Origin of the sequence: Streptomyces sp. NRRL F-5630 (assembly GCF_000719475.1) — a bacterium.
Classification (GTDB): domain Bacteria; phylum Actinomycetota; class Actinomycetes; order Streptomycetales; family Streptomycetaceae; genus Streptomyces.
The window spans coordinates 29,295-55,549 of the sequence record NZ_JOGO01000022.1 but is presented as its reverse complement, the minus strand read 5'-3'; the positions used below and the strand labels follow the sequence as shown (position 1 = coordinate 55,549).

19 protein-coding genes and 1 pseudogene are annotated in these 26,255 nt (G+C 71.7%); 14 read left to right on the top strand and 6 right to left on the bottom strand.

The genetic code is table 11. The features are described 5' to 3' along the window. Positions 1 to 157: 157 nt before the first annotated feature. Positions 158 to 1,231 (top strand): TerC family protein, encoded by a 1,074-nt coding sequence (locus IF99_RS0113435; protein WP_030996675.1) that lies wholly within the window; start codon positions 158 to 160, stop codon positions 1,229 to 1,231. A gap of 131 nt (positions 1,232 to 1,362) precedes the next feature. Further along, positions 1,363 to 1,818, top strand: coding sequence for a type II 3-dehydroquinate dehydratase (aroQ, locus tag IF99_RS0113430; RefSeq protein WP_030996674.1), 456 nt, complete (start codon positions 1,363 to 1,365; stop codon positions 1,816 to 1,818). Positions 1,819 to 1,922: 104 nt separating this feature from the next. Here the strand turns inward: aroQ and IF99_RS0113425 are convergent, their stop codons facing one another. Further along, positions 1,923 to 2,579: an MBL fold metallo-hydrolase gene (locus tag IF99_RS0113425; protein ID WP_030996673.1), complete on the bottom strand. Its 657-nt coding sequence runs from the start codon at positions 2,577 to 2,579 to the stop codon at positions 1,923 to 1,925. A gap of 583 nt (positions 2,580 to 3,162) precedes the next feature. Here IF99_RS0113425 and uvrA point away from each other — a divergent pair. Next, on the top strand, positions 3,163 to 6,177 hold the full coding sequence (gene uvrA, locus IF99_RS0113420) for an excinuclease ABC subunit UvrA (RefSeq protein ID WP_030996672.1): 3,015 nt from the start codon (positions 3,163 to 3,165) through the stop codon (positions 6,175 to 6,177). A 118-nt stretch (positions 6,178 to 6,295) separates the two neighbouring features. On the opposite strand, the gene IF99_RS0113415 is transcribed toward uvrA, so the two are convergent. Further along, positions 6,296 to 7,222 (bottom strand): carbohydrate kinase family protein, encoded by a 927-nt coding sequence (locus IF99_RS0113415; protein ID WP_030996671.1) that lies wholly within the window; start codon positions 7,220 to 7,222, stop codon positions 6,296 to 6,298. Between the two features lie 163 nt (positions 7,223 to 7,385). On the opposite strand from IF99_RS0113415, the pseudogene uvrC reads away from it, so the two are divergent. The 4 genes and pseudogenes from uvrC to whiA all read left to right on the top strand — a co-directional run. Then, positions 7,386 to 9,357 (top strand): annotated as a pseudogene (uvrC, locus tag IF99_RS30780) (excinuclease ABC subunit UvrC); the annotation flags it as partial. Between the two features lie 840 nt (positions 9,358 to 10,197). Continuing rightward, a complete protein-coding gene (gene rapZ / locus IF99_RS0113405) occupies positions 10,198 to 11,136 on the top strand; it encodes an RNase adapter RapZ (RefSeq protein WP_078655076.1) in 939 nt (312 codons plus the stop codon). Beyond that, positions 11,133 to 12,173 carry a gluconeogenesis factor YvcK family protein gene (locus IF99_RS0113400; protein ID WP_030996668.1) on the top strand — a complete coding sequence of 347 codons (1,041 nt, stop codon included), beginning with the start codon at positions 11,133 to 11,135 and terminating at the stop codon, positions 12,171 to 12,173. Before rapZ ends, IF99_RS0113400 begins: the two co-directional genes overlap by 4 nt. Beyond that, on the top strand, positions 12,164 to 13,153 hold the full coding sequence (whiA, locus tag IF99_RS0113395; protein WP_009064182.1) for a DNA-binding protein WhiA: 990 nt from the start codon (positions 12,164 to 12,166) through the stop codon (positions 13,151 to 13,153). Before IF99_RS0113400 ends, whiA begins: the two co-directional genes overlap by 10 nt. A gap of 397 nt (positions 13,154 to 13,550) precedes the next feature. Here the strand turns inward: whiA and IF99_RS0113390 are convergent, their stop codons facing one another. Beyond that, positions 13,551 to 13,940, bottom strand: a complete 390-nt coding sequence (locus IF99_RS0113390; protein WP_030996667.1) for a VOC family protein — start codon at positions 13,938 to 13,940, stop codon at positions 13,551 to 13,553. Between the two features lie 610 nt (positions 13,941 to 14,550). Between IF99_RS0113390 and gap the strand changes: the two genes are divergently transcribed. The 7 genes from gap (at position 14,551) to pgi (ending at position 22,384) form a co-directional block, all read left to right on the top strand. Continuing rightward, a complete protein-coding gene (gene gap / locus IF99_RS0113385; protein ID WP_030996666.1) occupies positions 14,551 to 15,558 on the top strand; it encodes a type I glyceraldehyde-3-phosphate dehydrogenase in 1,008 nt (335 codons plus the stop codon). Positions 15,559 to 16,131: 573 nt separating this feature from the next. Further along, on the top strand, positions 16,132 to 17,343 hold the full coding sequence (locus IF99_RS34895; protein WP_030996665.1) for a phosphoglycerate kinase: 1,212 nt from the start codon (positions 16,132 to 16,134) through the stop codon (positions 17,341 to 17,343). Between the two features lie 6 nt (positions 17,344 to 17,349). Beyond that, the gene (tpiA, locus tag IF99_RS34890; RefSeq protein ID WP_030996664.1) at positions 17,350 to 18,126 is read left to right on the top strand and encodes a triose-phosphate isomerase; all 777 of its coding nucleotides are present in this window, start codon (positions 17,350 to 17,352) and stop codon (positions 18,124 to 18,126) included. A gap of 194 nt (positions 18,127 to 18,320) precedes the next feature. Further along, positions 18,321 to 18,551 carry a preprotein translocase subunit SecG gene (gene secG, locus IF99_RS0113370; protein ID WP_030996663.1) on the top strand — a complete coding sequence of 77 codons (231 nt, stop codon included), beginning with the start codon at positions 18,321 to 18,323 and terminating at the stop codon, positions 18,549 to 18,551. Between the two features lie 275 nt (positions 18,552 to 18,826). Continuing rightward, entirely contained in the window at positions 18,827 to 19,114 is a 288-nt protein-coding gene (locus tag IF99_RS0113365; protein ID WP_030996662.1) for an RNA polymerase-binding protein RbpA, read from the top strand. Between the two features lie 220 nt (positions 19,115 to 19,334). Next, positions 19,335 to 20,672: an MFS transporter gene (locus tag IF99_RS0113360; protein ID WP_234340684.1), complete on the top strand. Its 1,338-nt coding sequence runs from the start codon at positions 19,335 to 19,337 to the stop codon at positions 20,670 to 20,672. Between the two features lie 59 nt (positions 20,673 to 20,731). After that, complete coding sequence (gene pgi, locus IF99_RS0113355; RefSeq protein WP_030996660.1) at positions 20,732 to 22,384, top strand: glucose-6-phosphate isomerase; 1,653 nt, start codon at positions 20,732 to 20,734, stop codon at positions 22,382 to 22,384. Between the two features lie 449 nt (positions 22,385 to 22,833). Here pgi and pgl read toward each other — a convergent pair whose 3' ends face one another. Genes pgl through zwf form a run of 3 tightly spaced genes read right to left on the bottom strand, consistent with a single transcriptional unit; the run spans position 22,834 to position 26,254 of the window. After that, entirely contained in the window at positions 22,834 to 23,616 is a 783-nt protein-coding gene (gene pgl, locus IF99_RS0113350) for a 6-phosphogluconolactonase (RefSeq protein ID WP_030996659.1), read from the bottom strand. After that, positions 23,613 to 24,725: a glucose-6-phosphate dehydrogenase assembly protein OpcA gene (gene opcA, locus IF99_RS0113345; protein ID WP_030996658.1), complete on the bottom strand. Its 1,113-nt coding sequence runs from the start codon at positions 24,723 to 24,725 to the stop codon at positions 23,613 to 23,615. Before opcA ends, pgl begins: the two co-directional genes overlap by 4 nt. Further along, positions 24,722 to 26,254, bottom strand: a complete 1,533-nt coding sequence (gene zwf / locus IF99_RS0113340) for a glucose-6-phosphate dehydrogenase (RefSeq protein WP_030996657.1) — start codon at positions 26,252 to 26,254, stop codon at positions 24,722 to 24,724. The genes opcA and zwf overlap by 4 nt, the downstream gene beginning before the upstream one ends. Position 26,255 lies beyond the last annotated feature (1 nt).

Sequence of the window (26,255 nt, the reverse complement as noted above, 5' to 3'; positions counted from 1 at the left end):
TGTGAAGAGCGGAGGGGAGTACTCCTCAAGCGGCGTACCCGTCAATACGGACCGTTCAGGTCCCGGGGCGTCGGCCACGCGCCCGAGCGGCTGTGGTGGAAGAGACCTCCGGCAGCGACGAGCTGATCGAATGCCGTGACGTACTGCCGGAGGCGCAGTGAACATCTCTCTCACCGTGTGGCTGATCACGATCGTGGCCCTGCTGGCCATGATCGCGGTCGACTTCCTGATCGGACGCAAACCCCACGAGGTCTCCCTCAAGGAGGCCGGGATCTGGACGGTCGTCTGGATCGCTCTCGCCTGTCTCTTCGGCATCGGGCTGCTCGTCTTCGCCGGGGGTAGCCAAGGCAGCGAGTTCTTCGCCGGGTTCATCACCGAGAAATCGCTCAGCGTCGACAATCTCTTCGTCTTCGTGCTGATCATGGCGAAGTTCGCGGTTCCGGCGAAGTTCCAGCAGCGGGTGCTCCTCGTCGGCGTGCTCATCGCGCTGGTCCTGCGGACCCTCTTCATCCTCGCGGGCGCCGCGATGATCGAGAACTTCTCGTGGATCTTCTACCTCTTCGGCGCCTTCCTCCTCTACACCGCCTGGAAGCTCATCAAGGAGGCGCGCGAGGAGGACGAGACCGAGGAGGAGTTCGAGGAGAACAAGCTCCTCAAGTCCCTGGAGACCCGCTTCGGCGTCGCCGACAGGTACCACGGCACGAAGCTGTTCGTCCGGCAGCACGGCAAGCGGATCATGACGCCGATGCTCGTCGTGATCCTCGCCATCGGCACGACCGACATCCTCTTCGCCCTCGACTCCATCCCGGCGATCTTCGGGCTCACCCAGGACCCGTACATCGTCTTCACGGCGAACGCCTTCGCGCTGATGGGGCTGCGCCAGCTGTACTTCCTCATCGGCGGACTCCTGAAGAAGCTCGTCCACCTCAGCTACGGCCTGTCGATCATCCTCGGCTTCATCGGGGTCAAGCTCGTGCTCCACGCCCTCCACGAGAGCGGTGTGCACGTCCCGGAGATCCCGACGAGCGTCTCGCTCGGCGTCATCGTCGCCGTCCTCGCGGTCACGACCGTCACGAGCCTGCTCGCCACGCGCAGGCAGCGCGAGGCCGACAAGGCCGCAGGGACCGGTGCGGAGCACGCGGCGGTGGGCGCGAGGGCCGAGCGGCACGAGCACACAGACGCGGCCCAGCCGTCCAGGGACGGGGACGACGGGGCCGGACCGAGGCGCTGACCGTACGCGGCACGCCTCGCGCGTGGTCCTCGCCCGCCATGGGGACGGGCGGGGACCACGCTTCTTCACACCCGGGGCCGGCGTGATAGACCTCGGTCCAGCGTCAGCCCCGGACCGGAGGACCACCCCCCATGCGGCACACCTTCACGACCGCCCCGCTCATGGTGCTCAACGGGCCCAACCTGAACCTCCTCGGCAAGCGGCAGCCCGAGGTGTACGGCACCGACACGCTCGCCGACGTCGAGGCGCTGTGCGCCCGTACCGCCGAGAAGCTGGGGGGCCGCACGGACGCCCGGCAGAGCAACCACGAGGGCCAGCTCGTCGACTGGGTGCACGAGGCGCGCGAGCACCACTGCGGGATCGTGATCAACCCCGCCGCGTACTCGCACACCTCCGTGGCCCTCCTGGACGCGCTCCAGGCGTGCGAGGAGCTCCCCGTCGTCGAGGTCCACCTCTCGAACATCCATCAGCGCGAGCCGTTCCGGCACCACTCCTACGTCTCGCTGCGCGCCGACGCCGTCATCGCAGGCTGCGGCCTTCAGGGGTACGGCTTCGCCGTCGAGCGGGTCGCGGCGCTGCTGGGCTGAGCACCGCCGGTAGGGGCGCCTCCCCGTCCCCTACGGGCAGTAGCGCGCGCCGGGCGGCACCCGTGCCTCCGCCCGTAGACGTCACCGGCCCCGCCCGCCGGTTGTCACCAGCCCCGCGCCCGCCACTCCCCGAGGTGGGGGCGCTCGGCGCCGAGCGAGGTGTCGTCCCCGTGGCCCGGGTAGACCCAGGTCTCGTCCGGCAGGGGCGCGAAGAGGCGCTCCTCCACATCGGTGATGAGCTGCTGGAAGGCCGCCGCGTCGCCGCGCGTGTTGCCGACCCCGCCGGGGAAGAGCGAATCCCCCGTGAAGAGGTGCGGGGCGCCCTCCGGGTCGTCGTAGACGAGCGCGACCGAGCCGGGCGTGTGGCCCCGCACGTGCCGTACCCCCAGCTCCACGCGGCCGACCCGCACCACGTCCCCGTCGTCGAGCGGGGCGTCCGTGGGCACGGGGATGCCCGGCACGTCCTCGCGCCCGGCGCAGGTCAGCGCCCCGGTGGCCGCGACGACCTCCGCGAGCGCCTGCCAGTGGTCGGGGTGCTGGTGCGTCGTGACGACCGTGCGCAGCCCGTCGGGGCCGATGAGCCGGAGGAGGGTCCGCGGCTCCGCCGCCGCGTCGATCAGCAACTGCTCGCCCGTCTCCCGGCAGCGCAGCAGGTAGGCGTTGTTCTCCATGGGGCCGACGGCGATTTTGGAGATGATCAGCTCGCCCAGTTCGTGCGCCTCGGCGGGCCCGCCCACCCGCACCTTTCCGCTGTACGTCATGCGGCCCACCCTAGGGCCTGTCTTCCGTCTCGCCTCTGCCCCGCGCGACGCCCGGTACGCGCTCTCGCCGCACCGGCCGAAATCCGAAGTACAGACCCCATGGCGTCCCACCGACAGCCACCGGGAGCGCCCGTGACGGCGGTGTCCCGCGCGCCGTTGTGACGGTGGGCACAGCCCGCGCCGTCGCGAGCGCGGCCCCCGCCGGGGCGCCCTCCGTCAAGCCTTGTCCGCTGCCCCGACTCGTACGAGTGAAGAAGCCCGGAGGCGGCCCAGAATCGAAAGTGCGTGCTATACGCTCGGAGGTGCGGTCACGAGGCATGCTGGAGGGGACGACCGGGACGGGGTGACGAGCCCCGTGGAAGCCGCGTGGAATCAGCACGGTTCCGCCGGTGTTCCCGACAGGGACGGTGGCGGCGCCCTCGCGCAGCGTCCCGTCCCCGTGACAGTCCATCGCCGAGGCGGCGCGCGCGGGCCGGACCGGAAGGTCCCGTACGTGAGCACAGACCCGTCCGTGCCCGATGGCCCAGACATTTTCCGAAGCGGGGTGCGCCCGGCTTCACCGATCAGAAAGGTGCGGACCGGCGTGGCCGACCGTCTCATCGTCCGTGGAGCACGCGAGCACAATCTGCGGAACGTCTCGCTCGACCTCCCCCGGGACTCCCTGATCGTCTTCACGGGACTCTCCGGCTCGGGCAAGTCATCCCTCGCGTTCGACACGATCTTCGCCGAGGGGCAGCGGCGTTACGTGGAGTCCCTCTCCTCGTACGCCCGGCAGTTCCTCGGCCAGATGGACAAGCCGGACGTCGACTTCATCGAGGGGCTCTCGCCGGCCGTCTCGATCGACCAGAAGTCCACCTCGCGCAACCCGCGCTCCACGGTCGGCACCATCACCGAGGTCTACGACTACCTCCGCCTGCTCTTCGCGCGCATCGGCAAGCCGCACTGCCCCGAGTGCGGTCGCCCCATCGCGCGCCAGTCGCCGCAGCAGATCGTCGACAAGGTCCTCGGCCTGCCCGAGGGAAGCCGCTTCCAGGTCCTCTCGCCGCTCGTGCGCGAGCGCAAGGGCGAGTTCGTCGATCTCTTCGCCGATCTCCAGACCAAGGGCTACAGCCGCGCCCGCGTGGACGGCGAGACCATCCAGCTCAGCGAGCCGCCCCAGCTCAAGAAGCAGGAGAAGCACACGATCGAGGTGGTCGTGGACCGCCTCACCGTGAAGGAGAGCGCCAAGCGCCGCCTTACCGACTCGGTCGAGACCGCCCTCGGTCTCTCCGGCGGCATGATCGTGCTCGACTTCGTCGACCTCGACGCCGACGACCCCGAGCGCGAGCGGATGTACTCGGAGCACCTGTACTGCCCGTACGACGACCTCTCCTTCGAGGAGCTGGAGCCCCGCTCCTTCTCCTTTAACTCGCCCTTCGGCGCCTGCCCCGAGTGCACCGGCATCGGCACCCGCATGGAGGTCGATCCCGAGCTGATCGTCCCCGACGAGGACAAGTCCCTCGACGAGGGCGCCCTCCACCCCTGGTCGCACGGGCACAGCAAGGAGTACTTCGGCCGCCTCGTCGGCGCGCTCGCCGACGCCCTCGGCTTCCGCACCGACATCCCCTGGGCCGGACTGCCGCAGCGCGCCAAGAAGGCGCTGCTGCACGGCCACCGCACCCGCATCGAGGTCAGCTACCGCAACAGGTACGGCCGCCAGCGCACCTACACCACCGCCTTCGAGGGCGCCGTGCCCTTCGTCAAGCGACGCCACTCCGAGGCGGAGAGCGACACGAGCAGGGAGCGCTTCGAGGGCTACATGCGCGAGGTGCCCTGCCCGAGCTGCCACGGCACGCGGCTCAAGCCGATCGTGCTCGCGGTCACCGTCATGGGGAAGTCCATCGCCGAGGTCTCCGCGATGTCCATCACCGACTGCGCGGACTTCCTCGCCGAACTGCGGCTCGACGGGCGGGACAAGAAGATCGCCGAGCGGGTGCTCAAGGAGGTCAACGAACGGCTGCGCTTCCTCGTCGACGTCGGCCTCGACTACCTCTCGCTCAACCGGGCGGCGGGCACGCTCTCCGGCGGCGAGGCGCAGCGCATCCGGCTCGCGACGCAGATCGGCTCCGGACTCGTCGGCGTCCTCTACGTACTCGACGAGCCCTCCATCGGGCTGCACCAGCGCGACAACCACCGGCTCATCGAGACCCTCGTGCGCCTGCGCGACATGGGCAACACGCTCATCGTCGTCGAGCACGACGAGGACACCATCAAGGTCGCCGACTGGGTCGTCGACATCGGCCCGGGCGCCGGAGAGCACGGCGGCAAGGTCGTGCACAGCGGGGAACTCCCCGGCCTGCTCAGCAACAAGGAGTCGCTGACCGGGCAGTACCTCTCCGGGCGGCGTGCCATCGCCGTCCCCGAGGCGCGGCGTCCCGCCGACCCGAAGCGGAAGCTCACCGTCTTCGGCGCGAAGGAGAACAACCTCCGCGACATCGACGTCTCCTTCCCGCTCGGTGTCCTCACGGCCGTCACGGGGGTCTCCGGCTCCGGCAAGTCCACCCTCGTCAACGACATCCTCTACACGCACCTGGCCAGGGAACTGAACGGCGCCCGTTCGGTCCCCGGGCGCCACACCCGGGTCACCGGCGACGACCTGGTCGACAAGGTCGTGCACGTCGACCAGTCGCCCATCGGCCGCACCCCCCGCTCCAACCCCGCCACGTACACGGGTGTCTTCGACCACGTCCGCAAGCTCTTCGCCGAGACGACCGAGGCGAAGGTGCGCGGTTACCTGCCGGGCCGCTTCTCCTTCAACGTCAAGGGCGGCCGGTGCGAGAACTGCTCCGGTGACGGCACGATCAAGATCGAGATGAACTTCCTCCCGGACGTCTACGTGCCGTGCGAGGTCTGCCACGGCGCCCGGTACAACCGGGAGACCCTGGAGGTCCACTACAAGGGCAAGTCCATCGCCGAGGTCCTGGACATGCCGATCGAGGAGGCGATGGACTTCTTCGAGGCCGTCCCCGCGATCGCGCGCCACCTGCGCACGCTCAACGACGTCGGCCTCGGCTACGTCCGGCTCGGGCAGTCCGCGCCGACCCTCTCCGGCGGCGAGGCGCAGCGCGTCAAGCTGGCGAGCGAACTCCAGAAGCGCTCCACGGGCTCCACGGTCTACGTCCTCGACGAACCGACCACGGGGCTGCACTTCGAGGACATCAGCAAGCTGATCAAGGTGCTGTCCGGACTGGTCGAGAAGGGCAACACGGTGATCGTCATCGAGCACAACCTCGATGTGATCAAGACTGCGGACTGGGTCGTCGACATGGGTCCCGAGGGCGGCAACGGCGGGGGCATGGTCGTCGCCGAAGGCAGCCCCGAGGAGATCGCCGAGGAGCCCGAGAGCCACACGGGCCGCTTCCTGAAGGAGGTGCTCGGTACCCCGGCGGCCGGCGCGCCCGCGCGCAAGGCGGCCCCGCGCAAGCGGGCCGCGAGCAAGACGGCCGGGCAGATCGTCACGGGCCAGGGCGCCGCGCGCAAGGCGGCGGCCCCGCGCGCGACGAAGGCGGCCAAGACGGCCAAGTCCGCGACGGCGAAGCGGGCGACGGCGAAGGACTGAGGCCCTCGTCGAAGGAGGAAGGCTGCTCCGAAAGCGGGGTGGGAACGGCACACGCGGTATGTGCTCTCCCCACCCCGCTCTCCCATCGGCCCCGGGCGCTCGCGCGCGGGAAAACGCGTCAGTCGAGGCCGAGTTCGCGGGCGTAGGGGGGCTGGGCGCCCGCCCGGGAGCAGGTGAGGGCGGCGGCGCGGGCCGCGAAGCCCAGCACGTCCCGCCAGCCCTCCTCACCGAGCGTCGCCACCGCGTCGCCACGCAGCGCGCCGAGCGCGGCGAGGCGGTGCAGCAGCGCCGCGTTCACGGTGTCTCCCGCCCCGATCGTGTCCACGACCTCGACAGGCACCCCCGGCACGGAAAACCGCTCACCCTTACGGGTGGTGACGTGCAGGCCCTCCCCGCCCCGCGTCACCACGACGGCGGCCGGACCCGCCGCCGCCCACCCCGCCACGTCGTCCCCCAGCCATGCGGCGTCCTCCTCGGAGAGCTTCAGCAGATCGACGTACGGGAGCCAGTCGAGGAAGCGGGCCCGGTAGGCGTCGGGGTCGGGGATGAGCCCGGCCCGGATGTTCGGGTCGAGCAGCGTGAAGACCCCCGCCCGCGACTGCCGCCGCAACAGCTCCTCGTACGCGCTCGCGCCCGGCTCCAGAACGAGCGAACAGGTCCCGAAGGAGATCGCCCGCACTCCCTCGGGCAGCGTCTCCGGCACACTGAAGAGCCGGTCGGCCGTGCCCTCCGCGTAGAAGGTGTAGCCCGCCGAACCCTGCGCGCTGAGCGTCGCCACCGCGAGCGTCGTGGGTTCGGGGCCGCGCTGCACGGGAGCGGTGTCGACGCCGGCCGTGCGCAGCCCTTCGAGCAGGGCCGTGCCGAAGCCGTCCGTCGACAGGCGCGAGCAGAAGGCGACCTCGTCGCCGAGCCTGCCGAGCGCGACCGCGGTGTTGTACGGACCACCGCCGGGACAGGGCACCAGCGGGGCCAGCGGCCCCTCTTCCGCGGGCCCCGAGGGGCGCGGCACGAGGTCGATCAGGGCCTCTCCAGCGACGAGGAACACAGGAAATCCTTTCGCCCGGGACGATGCCGGGGGAGGGAGGTGCGAACGGGCCGCACCGAGTTTTCCACAGCACCAGGTGACTCGTCCGATGATCAACCCGGGTTCTCCACAGGCGGAGCCGGGGCCGCCCGGAGTGTCACAGTGCGCAAGTAGGGTGTGTGACATGGCCGATCCGTCCAGCTACCGACCCGCCCCGGGACAGATCCCGGACTCGCCGGGCGTCTACCGATTCCGCGACGAGCACCGCAGGGTGATCTACGTCGGGAAGGCCAAAAGCCTGCGCCAACGCCTGGCGAACTACTTCCAGGACCTGGCCAACCTCCACCCGCGCACCCGCACGATGGTCACGACCGCGGCCTCGGTGGAGTGGACGGTGGTCTCCACGGAGGTCGAGGCGCTCCAGCTGGAGTACTCCTGGATCAAGGAGTACGACCCCCGGTTCAACGTCAAGTACCGCGACGACAAGAGCTATCCCTACCTCGCCGTCACGATGAACGAGGAGTTCCCGCGCGCGCAGGTCATGCGCGGCGCCAAGCGCAAGGGCGTGCGGTACTTCGGTCCCTACGGGCACGCGTGGGCCATCCGCGACACGGTCGACCTGCTCCTGCGCGTCTTCCCCGTACGCACCTGCTCCGCCGGGGTGTTCAGGAACGCGGCCCGCACCGGACGCCCCTGCCTCCTCGGCTACATCGACAAGTGCTCGGCCCCCTGTGTCGGCCGCGTCTCGCCCGAGGACCACCGCGCTCTCGCCGAGGACTTCTGCCACTTCATGGCCGGTCACACCGGCACCTATCTGCGCCGCCTCGAAGAGCGCATGACCGAGGCCGCCGAGGACATGGAGTACGAGCGCGCCGCGCGGCTCCGCGACGACATCGGCGCCCTCACCCGCGCCATGGAGAAGAGCGCCGTCGTCCTCGCGGACGCCACCGACGCCGACCTCATCGCGCTCGCCCAGGACGAGCTGGAGGCCGCCGTGCAGATCTTCCACGTGCGCGGCGGGCGCGTGCGGGGGCAGCGCGGCTGGGTCACCGACAAGGTCGAGGCCGTCACCACGGGCGACCTCGTCGAGCACGCGCTCCAGCAGCTCTACGGCGAGGAGCGCGGCGACGCCGTGCCGAAGGAGGTCCTGGTCCCGGCGCTGCCCGATCCGGTGCAGCCCGTGCAGGAATGGCTCAGCGAGCGGCGCGGGGCACAGGTCTCGCTGCGCGTGCCCCAGCGCGGCGACAAGCGCGCCCTGATGGAGACCGTCGAGCGCAACGCGCGGCAGTCCCTCGCCCTGCACAAGACCAAGCGCGCCTCCGACCTCACGACCCGCTCCCGTGCCCTGGAGGAGATCGCCGCCGCGCTCGACCTCGACGGCGTTCCGCTGCGGATCGAGTGCTACGACATCTCGCATCTCCAGGGCGATGACGTGGTCGCCTCGATGGTCGTCTTCGAGGACGGGCTCGCCCGCAAGAGTGAGTACCGGCGCTTCCAGATCAAGGGCTTCCAGGGCCAGGACGACGTGCGCTCCATGCACGAGGTCATCACCCGCCGCTTCCGCAGGTACCTCGCCGAGCGGGAGAAGACGGGGGAGTGGACGGCGGAGGAACTGGACGGCCCGGTGGAGCCCGGCGGGCTCGACGAGGACGGGCGTCCCAAGCGCTTCGCCTACCCGCCGCAGCTCCTCGTCGTCGACGGCGGACAGCCGCAGGTCGCCGCGGCGCGCCGGGCCCTCGACGAACTCGGCATCGACGACGTCGCGGTCTGCGGGCTCGCCAAGCGCCTGGAGGAGGTCTGGGTCCCCGGCGAGGAGGACCCCGTCGTCCTCCCGCGCAGCAGTGAGGGCCTCTACCTGCTCCAGCGCGTCCGCGACGAGGCGCACCGCTTCGCCATCACCTACCAGCGCAGCAAGCGCGCCAAGCGGTTCCGGGCCGGCCCCCTCGACGAGGTCCCCGGCCTTGGCCAGGCCCGCAAGCAGGCGCTGCTCAAGCACTTCGGTTCGGTGAGGAAACTGCGGGCCGCGACGATCGAGCAGATCTGCGAAGTCCCCGGCATAGGCCGCAAGACCGCCGAGACGATCCTCGCCACCTTCGCCCGCAGCGAGCCGGGCGCCCCCGCGGTCAACATGACGACGGGCGAGATCCTGGACGACGGCTCCGAAGACGTCACGAGCGAACAGCCCGGTCCGGACGACGAGGACGCGGCGGGGAACGACGACAAGGCGGCGACGGAACACGCGGAGCCGTCGGACGACGAGGCGGGGGACGCGGCAGGCGGGACGGCCCCGGCCGTCGACCACGAACCGGCGGAACCAAGGGAGCCGGAACAACCGCGGGGCCCGGGGCGTACGGACGGCGCACCGCGCGGGGCCGGGGAGTACGGACCTGCCGACGCGGCCGGGAGCGGCGGTGAGCGCGAGCCGGGGACGGACGCGGCCGAGCCGGGGGAGCGGCCGGGGCCGGAGGAGCCGACCGGTGGCGCCATGCCGGAGGAGCGCCCCGGGACGGCGGACGACGGGACCGCCCCTGGCGGGACGCCCGAGACGGGGAGTACGGGGCCGGAAGGCTCCGGAGCCGGCCTCGGCGCACAGAACAGCCTTGCGTCGGGTGACGAGAGCTTCACGCACCGTGAGCGAGGGGGAGAGGGAGCGCGGGAGACCGCTCCGGAGGGCGGCTTCGCGTCGCGGGAGACGCCAGGGCGTTCGACGTGGGAGGCTTCGGCGAGCACGATGGAGTACGGAACTTCTCCGGGAGGACCCGGCGACGAGGACGTCTCCGCGGGCCCCGGCGCCCCCGCGGACCGGAACGGGCCCGCCCCGGAGCACGGCTCCCCGGGCGACCGGCCCGCGACAGAGGCGACGGAGCACCCGCACCCCGCCCCTGACCAGGGCGGACACCCGGACGGCACAGGCGAAGGCACCCCTGGCCCGTCCTCCGGTGAGCGGCGGGACGACGCGGACGACGACGGCCGTACGACGGACGGGGGCAGAACAGATGCAGCAGGAAGAACGGGACGGAGCGCGACAGGTGAGCACGGCCACGAGCAGTGAACCGGGGAAGGCGGAGGAGACCCCGATCCCCGAGCTGGTGATCATCTCCGGCATGTCCGGGGCGGGCCGCAGCACCGCCGCCAAGTGCCTGGAGGACCTCGGCTGGTTCGTCGTCGACAACCTGCCACCCGCGCTCATCCCGACCATGGTCGAACTCGGCGCCCGCTCCCAGGGGAACGTCGCCAGGATCGCCGTGGTCGTGGACGTCCGGGGCAGACGTTTCTTCGACAACCTCCGCGAATCGCTCGCCGACCTGGAGAGCAAGCACGTCACGCGGCGCATCGTCTTCCTGGAGTCCTCCGACGACGCCCTCGTGCGCCGGTTCGAATCGGTGCGCCGCCCCCACCCGCTCCAGGGCGACGGCCGCATCGTCGACGGCATCGCCGCCGAGCGCGACCTCCTGCGCGAACTCCGGGGCGACGCCGATCTCGTCATCGACACGTCGAGCCTCAACGTCCACGAGCTACGCGCGAAGATGGACGCCCAGTTCGCCGGCGAGGAAGAGCCCGAACTGCGCGCCACGGTCATGTCGTTCGGCTTCAAGTACGGGCTTCCGGTCGACGCGGACCTCGTCGTGGACATGCGCTTCCTGCCCAACCCGCACTGGGTCCCCGAGCTGCGCCCGTTCACCGGGCTCAGCGAAGAGGTGTCGAACTACGTCCTCAGCCAGCCCGGCGCCAAGGAATTCCTCGACCGCTACACCGAGTTGCTCCAGCTCGTCGCCGCGGGCTACCGGCGCGAGGGCAAGCGGTACGTGACCATCGCCGTCGGGTGCACCGGCGGCAAGCACCGGTCCGTCGCGATGGCCGAGAAGCTCGCCTCCCGGCTCGTCTCCGAAGGAGTGGAGACCGTGGTCGTCCATCGGGACATGGGCCGCGAATGAACCCACGCCCGCGCCGCGTCCGCCGCCTGCGCCGACAGGAGGGCGGTCCCGCGCCCCGCCCCCGGCGCCGCGGCACCCAGCCGAAAGTGGTCGCGCTCGGCGGCGGCATGGGACTCTCCGCCTCCCTCGCCGCGCTGCGCCGTATCACGGGCGAGCTGACCGCGGTCGTCACGGTCGCCGACGACGGCGGCTCCAGCGGTCGCCTGCGCGACGAACTCGGCGTGCTGCCCCCCGGCGACCTGCGCAAGGCGCTCGCCGCGCTGTGCGGGGACGACGACTGGGGGCAGACCTGGTCGCGGGTGATCCAGCACCGCTTCGCGAGCCAGGGCGAACTGCACGGCCACGCCGTCGGCAACCTCCTCATCGTCGCGCTGTGGGAACAGCTCGGCGACCACGTCGCCGCCCTCGACCTCGTCGGCACCCTGCTCGGTGCCCACGGCCGGGTGCTCCCGATGTCCGCCGTGCCGCTCGAACTCCAGGCCCTGGTACGGGGGCACGATCCCGCGCGGGCCGAGGAGGTCCAGCTGGTGCGCGGTCAGGCGACGGTGGCGCTCACGCCCGGCGAGGTGCAGTCCGTGCACGTCGTCCCCACCGACCCGCCCGCCGTGCCCGAGGCGGTCGAAGCGGTGCTCGACGCGGACTGGGTCGTGGTCGGTCCCGGGTCCTGGTTCTCCTCCGTGATCCCGCACCTGCTCGTGCCCGAACTCCTCGACGCGCTCACCAGGACCAGGGCCAGACGGGTGCTCTCGCTCAACCTCGTTCCGCAACCGGGAGAAACCGAGGGCTTCTCCCCGCAGCGTCATTTGGAGGTTTTGGCCCGACACGCACCTAAACTCACCTTCGACGTGGTGCTGGCCGACGAGGCAGCCGTACCTGACCGCGCCTCGCTCGCCGAGGCCGCAGAGCGGTTCGACGCAACGGTGGAGCTGGCCCCGGTCGCCCGGCCCGACGGCGTTCCGCGGCATGACCCGGAGCTGCTGGCAGCCGCGTACGACCGTATTTTTCGGATGCATGGAAGGATCGGCCCATGGCGATGACGGCGGCGGTCAAGGATGAAATCTCGCGGCTCCCCGTGACCCGGACCTGCTGCCGGAAGGCGGAGGTCTCGGCTGTCCTGCGCTTCGCCGGCGGGCTGCACCTGGTGAGCGGGCGCATCGTGATCGAGGCGGAGCTCGACACGGGCATCGCGGCCCGGCGGCTGCGCAAGGACATCCTGGAGATCTTCGGGCACGCCTCGGACCTCGTGGTGATGGCGCCGTCCGGACTGCGGCGCAGCTCCCGTTATGTCGTCCGGGTGGTCAGCGGCGGCGACCAGCTCGCGCGGCAGACCGGCCTCGTGGACGGCCGGGGGCGCCCCATCCGGGGCCTGCCGCCGCAGGTCGTCTCGGGGGCCACGTGCGACGCGGAGGCCGCGTGGCGGGGGGCCTTCCTCGCGCGCGGCTCGCTCACGGAGCCGGGCCGTTCCTCGTCCCTCGAGGTCACCTGCCCCGGTCCCGAGGCGGCGCTCGCGCTCGTCGGCTCCGCGCGGCGGCTCCAGATCGCGGCGAAGGCGCGCGAGGTGCGGGGCTCGGACAAGGTCGTCGTACGGGACGGGGACGCCATCGGCGCGCTGCTCACCCGCCTCGGGGCGCACGAATCGGTGCTCGCCTGGGAGGAGCGCAGGCTGCGCCGCGAGGTGCGGGCCACGGCGAACCGGCTCGCCAACTTCGACGACGCCAACCTGCGCCGCTCCGCCCGCGCGGCGGTCGCCGCGGGAGCGCGCGTCGGACGGGCCCTGGAGATCCTCGGCGAGGAGGTGCCCGAGCACCTCGCGGCGGCGGGCCGGCTCCGCATGGAGCACAAGCAGGCGAGCCTCGAAGAACTCGGCGCGCTCGCGGACCCGCCGCTCACGAAGGACGCCGTCGCGGGCCGCATCCGCCGGCTCCTCGCGATGGCCGACAAGCGCGCGACCGATCTCGGGATTCCCGGCACGGAGTCGTCGCTGACGGAGGAACTGGCCGACAGCATCGCGGGCTGAAGCGATGGCGGCCCGTCACCACGCGCGGCGGACAAGCTCTGCGAGCCGTCCCGCGCTGGGCGTGTGACGCGCCATCACCGGGCTAGTGGCGCATCGGCGCCGGGCATGTGGCGCCGCCTCACCGGGCCCGGTTCGCCTGAGGCCGCATACGCCCCCGTCGTCGCGCGGCGGAGCCCGGGTCTGCTCACCGGTCTCCTCGACCGGTCCGGCCGCGCCCCGGTCCCACGCCGTCCCGCTGCGAGCGCCCCGGTCCCCGCGTCGTCCCGCGGCGAGCGCGCGGGGACGAGGGGCGGACCGGGGGCGCGCGTACCGGGGGCCAGCGCCTCCCGGCACGTACGCACCCGGAGCCGGCACCTCGGGGCGCGTACGTACGAGGAGCCGGTATCCGGGCGGACGCTCAGGCGTTCCAGCCCCCGTACGGCACGGTGATCAGCTCCATGGCGTGGCCCGAGGGGTCCATGAAGTACACGCCGCGACCACCGTCGTTGTGGTTGATCGTGCCGGGCCGCCGCTTGTGGGGGTCGGCGTAGTGCGTGATGCCGCGCCGCGTGATCCGCTCGTACGCCGCCGTGAACTCCTCATCGGAGACCAGGAAGGCGTAGTGCTGCGGGGTGATCCGGTCCGCCGGGATCGCGGCGAAGTCCAGGGTGACGCCGTTGCTCAGGGCGACGGCGACGAAGGGGCCCCACTCGGCGGTGATCTCCAGGCCGAGCAGGCCGGCGAAGAACTCCGCGGACTCCCGGTTGTACCGGGAGTGGACGATGGTGTGGTTGAGGGCGACAGACAAGGGATGCCTCCGAGGGCGATTCCCGACACCTCCATGCCTCACCCTGCCGGTGACCGGCACGCGATGTCGTCGTAGACCGTAGCCGTGGTCCCGCGCCGCGGCAATGCGGTCGCTCCCGGCTTAAAGCGGACTCCTGACGGTAATCCGTCCGGATGACCCGGCTCTTGCTCCCGCCGGAAATTCGCTGTGCGGGTGCGAGCGGTATTCCAGAAGAGTTCCGTGCTCATTTCCGTATCAGTGGCGCTCCTTTGTGCGCACGAACGAGCGGGAAGCGGAACGAGTGAGCGCAACGTGTTCGGAATTCGGTCACGGGTCCGTTCCTGGAACTCGGAGGCCCGGCATCGGCGCAGGTCGGAAGGGGTGGTGGCGGGAAGGGAATGGCGAGGTTCCGCTTCTTCGGGCGGGACGCAGGTGGCCTGTTCCGCACGTGGCGGGGAATGAGCGGAGGGGGAAGGGTGGCGCGTTACCCGCGGGTAGAAGGCGTCCCGCTCCCCGAGCCATGCTCAATGTCACCCGGCAGGCCCATGCGAGGTAGGGTCGGAGGCGGTCGGGGACATCCCATACAACTCGCCGGCGTCGAAAACCGGCGTACCAACGAGGAGATCGGTTCGTGACGATCCGCGTAGGCATCAACGGCTTCGGCCGCATCGGGCGCAACTACTTCCGCGCGCTGCTCGCGCAGGGTGCGGACATCGAGGTCGTGGCTGTCAACGACCTCGGTGACACCGCGACCACCGCCCACCTGCTCAAGTACGACACGATGCTCGGCACCCTGGGCGAAGAGGTCTCGCACACCGCCGACACCATCACCGTGGGTGCGCGCACCATCAAGGTGCTCTCCGAGCGCAACCCGCAGGACATCCCGTGGGGCGACCTGGGCGTCGACATCGTCATCGAGTCGACCGGCATCTTCACGAAGAAGGCCGACGCCGAGAAGCACATCGCGGGCGGCGCGAAGAAGGTCCTGATCTCGGCCCCGGCCAAGGACGAGGACATCACGATCGTGATGGGCGTCAACGAGGCGCAGTACGACCCGGCGCAGCACAACGTCATCTCGAACGCCTCCTGCACCACCAACTGTGTGGCTCCGATGGCGAAGGTTCTCGACGAGAACTTCGGCATCAAGAAGGGCCTGATGACGACGGTCCACGCGTACACCAACGACCAGCGCATCCTTGACTTCCCGCACAAGGACCTGCGTCGTGCCCGTGCCGCCGCCGAGAACATCATCCCGACCACGACGGGTGCCGCGAAGGCCACCGCGCTGGTCCTCCCGCAGCTCAAGGGCAAGCTCGACGGCATCGCGATGCGCGTGCCGGTCCCGGTCGGCTCGGTCACCGACCTCGTCGTGACCCTCGACCGCGAGGTCACGAAGGACGAGGTCAACGCCGCGTTCGAGAAGGCCGCGCAGGAGGGCCCGCTCGCCGGTCGCCTCGTCTACACCGCCGACCCGATCGTCTCCTCGGACATCGTCGGCACCCCCGCCTCCTGCACCTTCGACTCGGAGCTGACCATGGCCGAGGGCAACCAGGTGAAGATCATCGGCTGGTACGACAACGAGTGGGGCTACTCGAACCGCCTCGTGGACCTCACGGTCTTCGTCGGCGAGAAGCTCTGAGCCGACGAGCAGTACTGATCGCGGGCCGCTGAGGCACCTCGATGCGGACAGGGTCCGGGCGGCGCGACTCGCGCGGCACGGGCCCTGTCCCCGTGCGGGGACCACGGCACCGGGCCCCGCGTCCCGCCGACGGGCCGGAGCCGCCCCGTACGCGCCGCGCCACCGCACAGGCGACGCGGCGGTCCCGGGCCGGGGACCGTCCCGCCCGGCGGCGCGGCGGGGCCCCGCACCTGTGCCGGAGAGAGGGCCAGCACCCCTGCCCGAGCGTCGCCCCCACACCCGTGCCCGAGCGAGGCGCGGGCCCGTAGCGCGACGGGGCGCCGCCCCCGCGCAGTCCGTGCGGCCGGTGCGCCGCCCCCGCGCAGTCCGTGCGGCCGGTGCGCCGCCTCGTACTGTGCCGCCCCGCACCGCGGCGCCCGGAAAGGCGTCCGGTGTCGCTCGTCCGGGGGACCGGGCGGCACGGCGCGGGCGGCGGCGCCCTACGCTGCCTCTCGCGGCCGGCCCCGCCGCCCCGCCCGCCACCGTCGGCGCGCCCTCCGCCACCGCCAGCCAGCCAAGGAGTCTGCAAGTCCCATGAAGACGATCGACGAACTCATCTCGCAGGGAGTGTCCGGCAAGCGGGTCTTCGTCCGCGCCGACCTCAACGTGCCCCTCGCGGACGGTGTCATCACCGACGACGGCCGTATCCGCGCCGTCCTGCCGACCCTCACCGCGCTCGTCGAAGCCGGTGCCAAGGTCGTCGTCGCCTCGCACCTCGGCCGTCCCAAGGGCGAGCCGGACCCCGCCTTCTCGCTGCTGCCCGCCGCCGAGCGCATCGGTGAACTGCTCGGCCGTCCCGTCGCCTTCGCGCAGGACACCGTGGGTCCCGCCGCGCACGAGGCCGTCGACGGCCTGGAGCCCGGTCAGCTCGCCGTCATCGAGAACCTGCGCTTCAACCCCGGCGAGACGAGCAAGGACGACGCCGAGCGCGGCGACTTCGCCGAACGGCTCTCGCACCTCGCGGACGTCTACGTCGGCGACGGCTTCGGCGCCGTGCACCGCAAGCACGCCTCGGTCTACGACCTGCCGAAACTCCTGCCGCACTACGCGGGTTACCTCATCGCCACCGAGGTCGGCGTCCTGAAGAAGCTCACCGAGGACGTCCAGCGCCCCTACGCCGTCGTCCTCGGCGGCGCGAAGGTCTCCGACAAGCTCGGCGTCATCGACCACCTCCTGGAGCGCGCCGACCGCATCCTCGTCGGGGGCGGCATGGTCTTCACCTTCCTCGCCGCCAAGGGCCACGAGGTCGGTGCCTCGCTCCTCCAGGAGGACCAGATCCCGGTCGTCCAGGAGTACCTGAAGCGCGCCGCCGAGAAGGGCGTCGAGTTCGTGCTCCCGAGCGACGTCGTCGTCGCGCGCAGCTTCCCCGACCTGAAGGCCAAGGCGCCCACCGCGCACGAGACGGTCGCCGCCGACGCCATCCCGGGCGACGGCATCGGTCTCGACATCGGCCCCGAGAGCCAGGCGCTCTACGCCGCCAAGCTCTCCGACGCGCGGACCGTCTTCTGGAACGGCCCGATGGGCGTCTTCGAACACCCCGACTTCGCCGCCGGTACCCGCGCCGTCGCCCAGGCGCTCGTCGACAGCGAGGGCTTCACCGTGGTCGGGGGCGGCGACTCGGCCGCCGCCGTCCGTATCCTCGGCTTCGACGAAAGCGCTTTCAGCCACATCTCGACCGGCGGTGGCGCGAGCCTCGAATATCTTGAGGGCGCAAGCCTGCCCGGCCTCGCCGCACTGGAGGACTGAACACCCGTGACCACCCGCACTCCGCTGATGGCGGGCAACTGGAAGATGAACCTCAATCACCTCGAGGCCATCGCGCACGTCCAGAAGCTCGCCTTCGCCCTCTCCGACAAGGACTACGAGACCGTCGAGGTCGCGGTCCTCGCGCCCTTCACCGACCTGCGCTCCGTGCAGACCTTGGTCGACGGCGACAAGCTGAAGATCAAATACGGCGCCCAGGACGTCTCCGCGCACGACTCGGGCGCGTACACCGGCGAGATCTCCGGTGCCATGCTCGCCAAGCTCAAGTGCGCCTACGTCGCCATCGGGCACTCCGAGCGGCGCCAGTACCACCACGAGACCGACGAACTCGTCAACGCCAAGATCAAGGCCGCCTACAAGCACGGCCTGACCCCCATCCTCTGCGTGGGCGAGGAGGAGTCGGTCCGCGAGGCCGGGGAGCACGTCGCGCACACCCTCGGCCAGGTCGAGGCCGCCCTCAAGGACCTGCCCGCCGAGCAGGCCGCCACGATCGTCGTCGCCTACGAGCCCGTGTGGGCCATCGGCACCGGCAAGGTCTGCGGTCCCGATGACGCGCAGGAGGTGTGCGGGGCGATCCGCGGCAAGCTCGCCGAGCTGTACGACCAGGAGCTCGCCGACGCCGTGCGCATCCAGTACGGCGGCTCGGTCAAGGCGGCCAACGTCGCCGAGATCATGGCGCGCCCCGACATCGACGGCGCCCTCATCGGCGGTGCCTCGCTCGACACCGACGAGTTCGTCAAGATCGTCCGCTTCGGCGAGCAGTGAGGGCCCGCCCCGCCGCCCCTCGGACCGCGGCCGTGAGCTGCGGTGAGTAGGCGCCGGGGCGGATCACCAGTACCCTGACGGGGGCCGGACCGCGTCCGCGCGGCGCACCGGCCCCCGTCCTCCGCCAAGAGACGGCTCCGCCCCGGCGGGGACCTCTCCGAGAAGTTCGCTGAAAGTAGGGTCAAGCCGTGGTTATGGGGTTCTCGATCGCCCTGATCGTCTTCAGCCTGCTGCTGATGCTGCTCGTGCTGATGCACAAGGGCAAGGGCGGTGGCCTCTCCGACATGTTCGGCGGCGGCATGCAGTCCTCGGTCGGCGGTTCCTCGGTCGCCGAGCGCAACCTCGACCGGATCACCATCGTGCTCGGGTTGTGCTGGTTCGCCTGCATCGTCGTGCTCGGGCTGCTGATGAAGTTCGACAGCTGAGAGACGAAGTACACCCTCCGGGGAGTGAGCGCTACGTGACCGGTACGGCGTCGAAGGACGCGGCCTATCATGGTGACTCGCGCCCCGGGTGGGTGTAACTCCCTTCCGGGGGTGCGCGTTGGGCCTTGTACGTACACCTCGTACGTGCACGAGGCGCCCGCGGCGGAGCGTGTGACCCGGTGACGGGTGCGGCGCCCCGCGGCACCATCACGCAGGGAGTTACGACCGTGGCAAGTGGCAACGCGATCCGGGGCAGCCGGGTCGGGGCGGGCCCGATGGGTGAGGCCGAGCGCGGCGAGTCGGCCCCGCGCCTGCGCATCTCCTTCTGGTGCGCCAACGGGCACGAGACACAGCCGAGTTTCGCGAGCGACGCGCAGGTCCCCGACACGTGGGACTGCCCCCGCTGCGGTTTCCCGGCGGGGCAGGACCAGGAGAATCCTCCGGACCCGCCGCGCAACGAGCCGTACAAGACCCACCTCGCGTACGTACGCGAACGGCGCAGCGACGCGGACGGCGAGGCGATCCTCGCGGAGGCGCTGGCGAAGTTGCGCGGCGAGATCTGAGGCGGAACGCGGGCGACCGGACGCGGGGAAGCGGGCCGGGGCGGAACGGACGACGACGGCCGGGCACTCCCAGGTGCCCGGCCGTTCCCGTACCCGGGGCCGGGCCTTCGCTGTTTCCGCAGGTCAGGGCGATTGTCAGTGGTGCCCGTTACGGTCTGCGACAGACGAGAGGCCGTGCGTACCGTGGCGCGCGGCCCGGGAGCGGACGGGGGCCGGTGCCGTGGCGGAGACGAGGGTGGGGGGAGCGCGCGAGAGCGCGCCCGCCTGGCGGGGCGGGTTCGGGCGGTTGTGGGGCGCGGCGGCCGTGTCGTCGTTCGGGGACGCCGTACGGGCCGCCGCGCTTCCCCTGCTCGCCACGACACTCACGCGCGATCCGCTGCTCATCGCGGCCGTCTCCGCCTGCGGATACCTGCCGTGGCTGCTCTTCGGGCTGCTCGGCGGGGCGCTCGCCGACCGGCTCGACCAGCGGCGCGCGATGGTCGCCGTGGATCTCGTACGGGGCGTGCTCGTCGCGGCCTTCGCGGTCGTCGTCGCGACGGGGCACGCCTCGATCGGGCTGCTCCTCGTCCTCGCCTTCGCGCTCACGAGTATGGAGACCCTCTTCGACAACGCCGCCACCGCCCTCCTGCCCGCGCTCGTCCCCCCGGAACAACTGGGGCGCGCGAACAGCCGGTTGATGACCGGGCAGCAGCTCGTCAAGACCGTCGTCGGACTCCCGGCCGCGCCCCTGCTCCTCGCCGGAGGCGCCGCGCTGCCCTTCGCCACCGACGCGGCGAGCTACCTCCTCGCCGCCGCGCTCGTCGCCCCGCTGCGCCGCGTCCTGCCCGGACGGCCCCCGAGACCGGCCGGCTCGACGCTGCGCGCCGAGATCGGCGAGGGGCTGCGCACACTCGCCAGGGACCGGGTGCTGCGCGGTCTCTGCGCCGCCACGACGCTCTGCAACGTCGGCGTGGCCTCGCTCGTGGCGACCCTCGTCCTGGTGAGCGGTCGCCATCTGCGCCTCGACGACAGCGGGTACGCCCTGCTCCTCACCGCGTACGGGGTCGGGGGCATCGGCGGCGGCCTGTTCGCCACGCGGCTCGCGCGCCGCCTCGGCCAGGCCCGCGCCGTGCTCCTCGCGGGCACCGGGCAGATCCTGTGCCTCCTCGTCCTCGGCCTCGCTCCCGGCGGGCTCGTGGCCGGGGCCGCCTTCGCCGTCTTCGGCTGCCTCGGCATGGTGTGGAACGTCAGCTCGCGCACCCTCATGCAGCGCGCCGTGCGACGGGAACTGCTCGGCCGGGTCTCCGCCGCCTTCCGCACGTGCGCCGTCGCCGGGGCACCGCTCGGCGCGCTCCTCGGCGGGGCCGCCGTGCGCGGGTGGGGACCGGGGGCCCCGCCCTACCTCGCCGCCGCGTTCTTCGTGCTCGCCGTCCTCGCCCTGCTCCCCGCCGTGCGGAGGGTGGGGGAGGGGCCGGCCGGGGAATCAGCGGACGGCTCGCCGTTGCTGACGAAGAAGGACACCGCCGTTGCCGGGGTACCCGCATCGCGCGGTGGCCAAGACGCCCCTGGCGACACCTGATCGTTTAGGTTGGGGCCGGCGGGGCGGTACGTACGGACGAGAGAAGGCAGAAGTCCCTGATGAACGCGGAAAGCCGGACCCGGCTCAACCAGACGCCCGAGTGGAACGCTCTCGGCAAGCACCGGGAAGCCCTCGGCGAGGTGCGGTTGCGGGAGCTGTTCGACGCCGATCCCGAGCGGGCCTCGCGGTACCGCCTGACGGCCGGTGACCTGTATCTGGACTACTCCAAGCACCTCGTGACGGACGAGACCCTCGACCTGCTGCGTCAGCTCGCGCGGGCCACGGGCGTCGAGAAGCTGCGGGACGCCATGTTCCGGGGCGAGAAGATCAACACGACCGAGGACCGCGCGGTGCTGCACACCGCGCTGCGCGCCCCGCGCGACGCCGTGATCGAGGTCGACGGCGAGAACGTCGTGCCCGCCGTGCACGCCGTGCTCGACAAGATGGCCGCCTTCGCGGAACAGGTCCGCTCCGGGGCCTGGACCGGGCACACGGGCAAGCGCATCAAGAACGTCGTCAACATCGGCATCGGCGGCTCCGACCTCGGTCCCGCGATGGCCCACGAGGTCCTGCGCCCCTACACGGACCGCTCGCTGACCGTCCGCTTCGTCTCCAACGTGGACGGCGCCGACCTGCACGAGGCCGTGCAGGGCCTCGACGCGGCCGAGACGCTCTTCATCATCGCCTCGAAGACGTTCACGACGATCGAGACGATCACCAACGCGACCTCCGCGCGCTCCTGGCTCCTCGACGCGCTCGGCGCCGGGCAGGAAGCCGTCGCGAAGCACTTCGTCGCCCTCTCGACCAACGGCGAGAAGGTCGCGGACTTCGGCATCGACACGGCCAACATGTTCGAGTTCTGGGACTGGGTCGGCGGGCGGTACTCCTACGACTCCGCGATCGGCCTCTCGCTCATGATCGCGATCGGCCCGGACCGCTTCCGCGAGATGCTCGACGGCTTCCACCAGATCGACGAGCACTTCCGCACCGCCCCGATCGAGGAGAACGCGCCCTTCCTCCTCGGCCTGCTCGGCATCTGGTACGGGAACTTCCACGACGCGCAGTCGCACGCCGTGCTCCCGTACTCGCACTACCTCTCGAAGTTCACCGCCTACCTCCAGCAGCTCGACATGGAGTCCAACGGCAAGTCGGTGGACCGCGAGGGCCGTCCGGTGCAGTGGCAGACCGGCCCCGTCGTCTGGGGCACCCCGGGCACCAACGGGCAGCACGCCTACTACCAGCTCATCCACCAGGGCACGAAGCTCATCCCGGCCGACTTCATCGGCTTCGCGCGGCCCGTGGACGAGCTGGAGCCGCAGCTCGCGGAGCAGCACGACCTGCTCATGGCGAACTTCTTCGCGCAGACGCAGGCGCTCGCCTTCGGCAAGACCGCCGAGGAGGTACGGGCCGAGGGCGTCGCCGACGACCTCGTCCCGCACAAGACCTTCCGGGGCAACCACCCGACCACGACCGTGCTCGCCCCCGAGCTGAGCCCCTCCGTGCTCGGGCAGCTCATCGCGCTCTACGAGCACAAGGTGTTCGTGCAGGGTGCCGTGTGGGACATCGACTCCTTCGACCAGTGGGGCGTCGAGCTGGGCAAGGTCCTCGCCAAGCGCGTCGAGCCCGCCCTCACCGAGGGGGCCGAGGTCCCGGGGCTCGACGCCTCGACGAAGACGCTCGTCGCGAAGTACCGGGAGCTGCGCGGGCGCTGAGCGACCGCCTGTGTGCCGACACGCCGGGGCGGCTGCCCGCACGGGTGCCCCGGCGTCTGGCCGGGCGCGTCGGCGAGGACCGCCTCAGCTCCGTAGCCGCGAAGCAGCGGGTCCGCGCCGCACTGCTGACGCGTCTGGCCGAGGCCGCGGGCGTGCCCGGCCGGGCCTCCGCGAAGGACGAGGTGCGCGAGACGCTCGCGCGCTTCAGCGGGGGCTCGTCGGCGCCGCGCCGCTACCGCGCCGAGCACCGGGTGCTGACGCGCGAGCGGGACGGTGGTGGGTACGGCCTGGGCGAGGCGGAAACGCGCGCGGCGCACCGGCGGCGGCGTCCGGGCTCGCCCGCCCCCGGGGACGGTGCCCCCGCTGACCGACGAGCAGGTGGCCCCGGGCCCGCGTACGCCGAAGGCCCGCGCCGGTGTCCGGGGCGGGCCTTCGATGGTGCGGATGGCTCAGGCCACGTCCCTCGGGTACAGCTCGGGCGGCAGCTTGGACGCCGCGTCCGTGTCGAGGAGCCACAGGGTGCGGCGGGTGCCGTAGGCGCCCGCCGCGGGGGCCTGGAGCTCGCCCGTCCCCGAGAGGGCGATGCGGACCGCCTCGGCCTTGTCCTCGCCCGCAGCCAGGAGCCAGACCTCGCGGGCCGCGCGGATCGCGGGGAGGGTCAGCGAGAGGCGGGTCGGCGGGGGCTTCGGGGCGCCGTGGACCGCGATGACCGAGCGGTCCCGCTCGCGCACGCCGGGCTGCTCGGGGAAGAGCGAGGCCACGTGCGTGTCCGGGCCGACGCCGAGCAGGAGCACGTCGAAGGCCGGGACGGCGCCGTGCGAGCCGGCGCGCGAGGCCGCGTCGGCGAGTTCGGCCGCGTAGACCTGGGCCGCCGCGTCCGGCTCGTACGGGCCGTCCGAGGCGGGCATCTCGTGGACCTGGCCCGGGTCGAGCGGCACCCGCGCGAGCAGCGCCTCGCGCGCCTGCGTCGCGTTGCGCTCGGGGTCGCCGTCGGGCAGGTAGCGCTCGTCGCTCCACCAGATCTCCAGGCGGCCCCAGTCGATCGCGTCACGCCCCGGCTCCTCGGCGAGGGCCTCGAGCAGCCCGTTGCCGTTGCGGCCTCCCGTGAGGGCGACCGAGGCGCTGCCGCGCTCGGCCTGGGCCTCGACGATCAGGGTGACCAGCCGTGCGGCGGCCGCCGCGGCCATCTCGGTCTTGTCCTGGTGGACGACGAGTTCGGGCGTGGTGCTCATGACGTGGTCGCCTTCCTCGCGGAAGCGGTGGACTTGGCGGACTTGCGCGCCGCCGTCTTCTTCGCCGCCCCCGTGCGGGCCTCGGTGCCGCCCTGCGGCGTCCCCGTCCCCGTCTCGGCCGTCTCGGCCGCCTCCGCCGCCGCCTCCTGGGGCGTCGGCGCGGTCTGTGCCCCGGCCGGCTCGTCGAGCCGGTCGACGCCGAACTTCAGCGCCGCGGCGTAGGTGTCGTCCGGGTCGAGCCTGCGCAGCTCCTCGGCGATCAGCTCCGCCGTCTCGCGGCGCTTGAGCGCCACCGCGCGGTCCGGCTGGCCCTCGACGGACAGCGTCGCGAGCGAGCCGTCGTTGCGGTCGAGCACGACCGGTCCGCAGTCCGACTCCATGTGCACCGAGGTGAGCCCGGGGCCCTCCGAGGCGGTGCGCTTGACGGGGACGGCGAGGCGGTGGCCGAGCCACATCGCGAGGAGTTCCACGCTCGGGTTGTACTCCTCGCCCTGGACCTCGACCGAGGTGACCTCGCAGGCCACCTGGTCGAGCGCCGCCGCGAGCATCGAGCGCCACGGCGTGATCCGCGTCCAGGCCAGGTCGGTGTCCCCCGGCGTGTACGTCTCGGCGCGGGCCTTCAGCTCGTGGATGGGCTGCTCGGCCGCGTAGGAGTCGGTGACCCTGCGCTGCGCGAGGGCGCCCAGCGGGTCCTTCGCCGGGTTCTCCGGCGCGTTGACCGGCCACCACACGACGACGGGCGCGTCCGGGAGCAGCAGCGGGAGCACGACGGACTGGGCGTGGTCGCCCACCTCGCCGTACAGCCGCAGCATGACCGTCTCGCCGGTGCCGTTGCCGGTGTCGCCACCGAGCTGGACCTCGGCGTCGAGGCGGGTCGTGGCGCGATCGCGGGGGCCCCGGGAGACGCGCTTGATGACGACGAGGATGCGCGAGGGGTGCTCGCGCGAGGCGTCGTGCGCGGCGCGCAGCGCGTCGTAGGCGTTCTCCTCGTCGGTGACGATGACGAGGGTGAGCACCATGCCGACGGTGGGCGCGCCGAGCGAGCGGCGGCCCTGGACGAGCGCCTTGTTGATCTTGCTGGACGTGGTGTCCGTGAGATCGATCTTCATGGCCGCCTCCAGCTCCGTCCGTCGCGTCGGAGCATGTCGTCCGCCTCGGTGGGGCCCCAGGTACCCGAGGGGTACTGGGCGGGCCTGCCGTGGCGGTTCCAGTGCTCCTCGATGGGGTCGAGGATCTTCCAGGACAGCTCGACCTCCTCCGTGCGCGGGAAGAGGTTCGCGTCGCCGAGGAGGACGTCGAGGATGAGCCGCTCGTACGCCTCGGGGCTCGACTCGGTGAAGGACTCGCCGTAGGCGAAGTCCATCGACACGTCCCGTACCTCCATCGAGGTGCCGGGGACCTTCGAGCCGAAGCGCACCGTCACGCCCTCGTCCGGCTGCACGCGGATGACCAGGGCGTTCTGCCCCAGCTCCTCCGTGGCGGTCTGGTCGAAGGGGGAGTGCGGGGCGCGCTGGAAGACGATCGCGATCTCGGTGACGCGGCGGCCGAGCCGCTTGCCGGTGCGCAGGTAGAACGGCACCCCGGCCCAGCGCCGGTTGTCGACGCCGAGCTTGATCGCCGCGTAGGTGTCGGTCTTCGACTTGGGGTCGATGCCGTCCTCTTCGAGGTAGCCCACGGCCCGTTCGCCGCCCTGCCAGCCCGCCGCGTACTGGCCGCGCACGGTGTCGCGGCCGAGGTCGGCCGGGAGGCGCACGGCGCGCAGCACCTTCGTCTTCTCCGCGACGAGCGCGTCGGCGTCGAAGGAGGCGGGCTCCTCCATGGCGGTGAGCGCCATGAGCTGGAGCAGGTGGTTCTGGATGACGTCGCGGGCGGCGCCGATGCCGTCGTAGTAGCCGGCGCGACCCCCGATGCCGATGTCCTCGGCCATCGTGATCTGCACGTGGTCGACGTACGAGCGGTTCCAGATCGGCTCGAACATCTGGTTGGCGAAGCGGAGCGCCAGGATGTTCTGGACGGTCTCCTTGCCGAGGTAGTGGTCGATGCGGAAGACCTGGTCGGGGTCGAAGACCTCGTGGACGATCGCGTTCAGCTCCTTGGCCGAGGCGAGGTCGTGCCCGAAGGGCTTCTCGATGACCGCGCGCCGCCAGGCGCCCTCGGGGGCGTCGGCGAGGCCGTGCTTCTTGAGCTGCTGGACGACGTCGGGGAAGAACTTCGGCGGCACCGAGAGGTAGAAGGCGAAGTTGCCGCCCGTGCCCTGCGCCTTGTCGAGTTCGTCGATCGTGGCCTTGAGGGTCTCGAACGCCTGGTCGTCGTCGAAGGCGCCCTGGACGAAGCGCATCCCCTGGAAGAGCTGCTGCCAGACCTCCTCGCGGAACGGCGTGCGGGCGTGCTCCTTCACCGCGTCGTGCACGACCTGGGCGAAGTCCTCGTCCTCCCAGTCGCGGCGCGCGAAGCCGATGAGGGAGAAGCCCGGCGGCAGCAGGCCGCGGTTGGCCAGGTCGTAGACGGCGGGCATCAGCTTCTTGCGCGAGAGGTCCCCCGTGACGCCGAAGATGACCAGGCCCGACGGCCCCGCGATACGCGGGAGCCGTCGGTCCGCGGCGTCACGGAGCGGGTTGGCTCCGTGCTGAGCGGTCAAG

Coding starts and splice junctions, on each gene's coding strand:
- IF99_RS0113365 (WP_030996662.1), top strand. CDS start 18,827: ATGGGTGAGGCCGAGCGCGGCGAGTCGGCCCCGCGCCTGCGCATCTCC.
- IF99_RS0113400 (WP_030996668.1), top strand. CDS start 11,133: ATGAACCCACGCCCGCGCCGCGTCCGCCGCCTGCGCCGACAGGAGGGC.
- rapZ (WP_078655076.1), top strand. CDS start 10,198: ATGCAGCAGGAAGAACGGGACGGAGCGCGACAGGTGAGCACGGCCACG.
- IF99_RS34895 (WP_030996665.1), top strand. CDS start 16,132: ATGAAGACGATCGACGAACTCATCTCGCAGGGAGTGTCCGGCAAGCGG.
- opcA (WP_030996658.1), bottom strand. CDS start 24,725: ATGAAGATCGATCTCACGGACACCACGTCCAGCAAGATCAACAAGGCG.
- whiA (WP_009064182.1), top strand. CDS start 12,164: ATGGCGATGACGGCGGCGGTCAAGGATGAAATCTCGCGGCTCCCCGTG.
- secG (WP_030996663.1), top strand. CDS start 18,321: ATGGGGTTCTCGATCGCCCTGATCGTCTTCAGCCTGCTGCTGATGCTG.
- pgl (WP_030996659.1), bottom strand. CDS start 23,616: ATGAGCACCACGCCCGAACTCGTCGTCCACCAGGACAAGACCGAGATG.
- pgi (WP_030996660.1), top strand. CDS start 20,732: ATGAACGCGGAAAGCCGGACCCGGCTCAACCAGACGCCCGAGTGGAAC.
- IF99_RS0113425 (WP_030996673.1), bottom strand. CDS start 2,579: ATGACGTACAGCGGAAAGGTGCGGGTGGGCGGGCCCGCCGAGGCGCAC.
- aroQ (WP_030996674.1), top strand. CDS start 1,363: ATGCGGCACACCTTCACGACCGCCCCGCTCATGGTGCTCAACGGGCCC.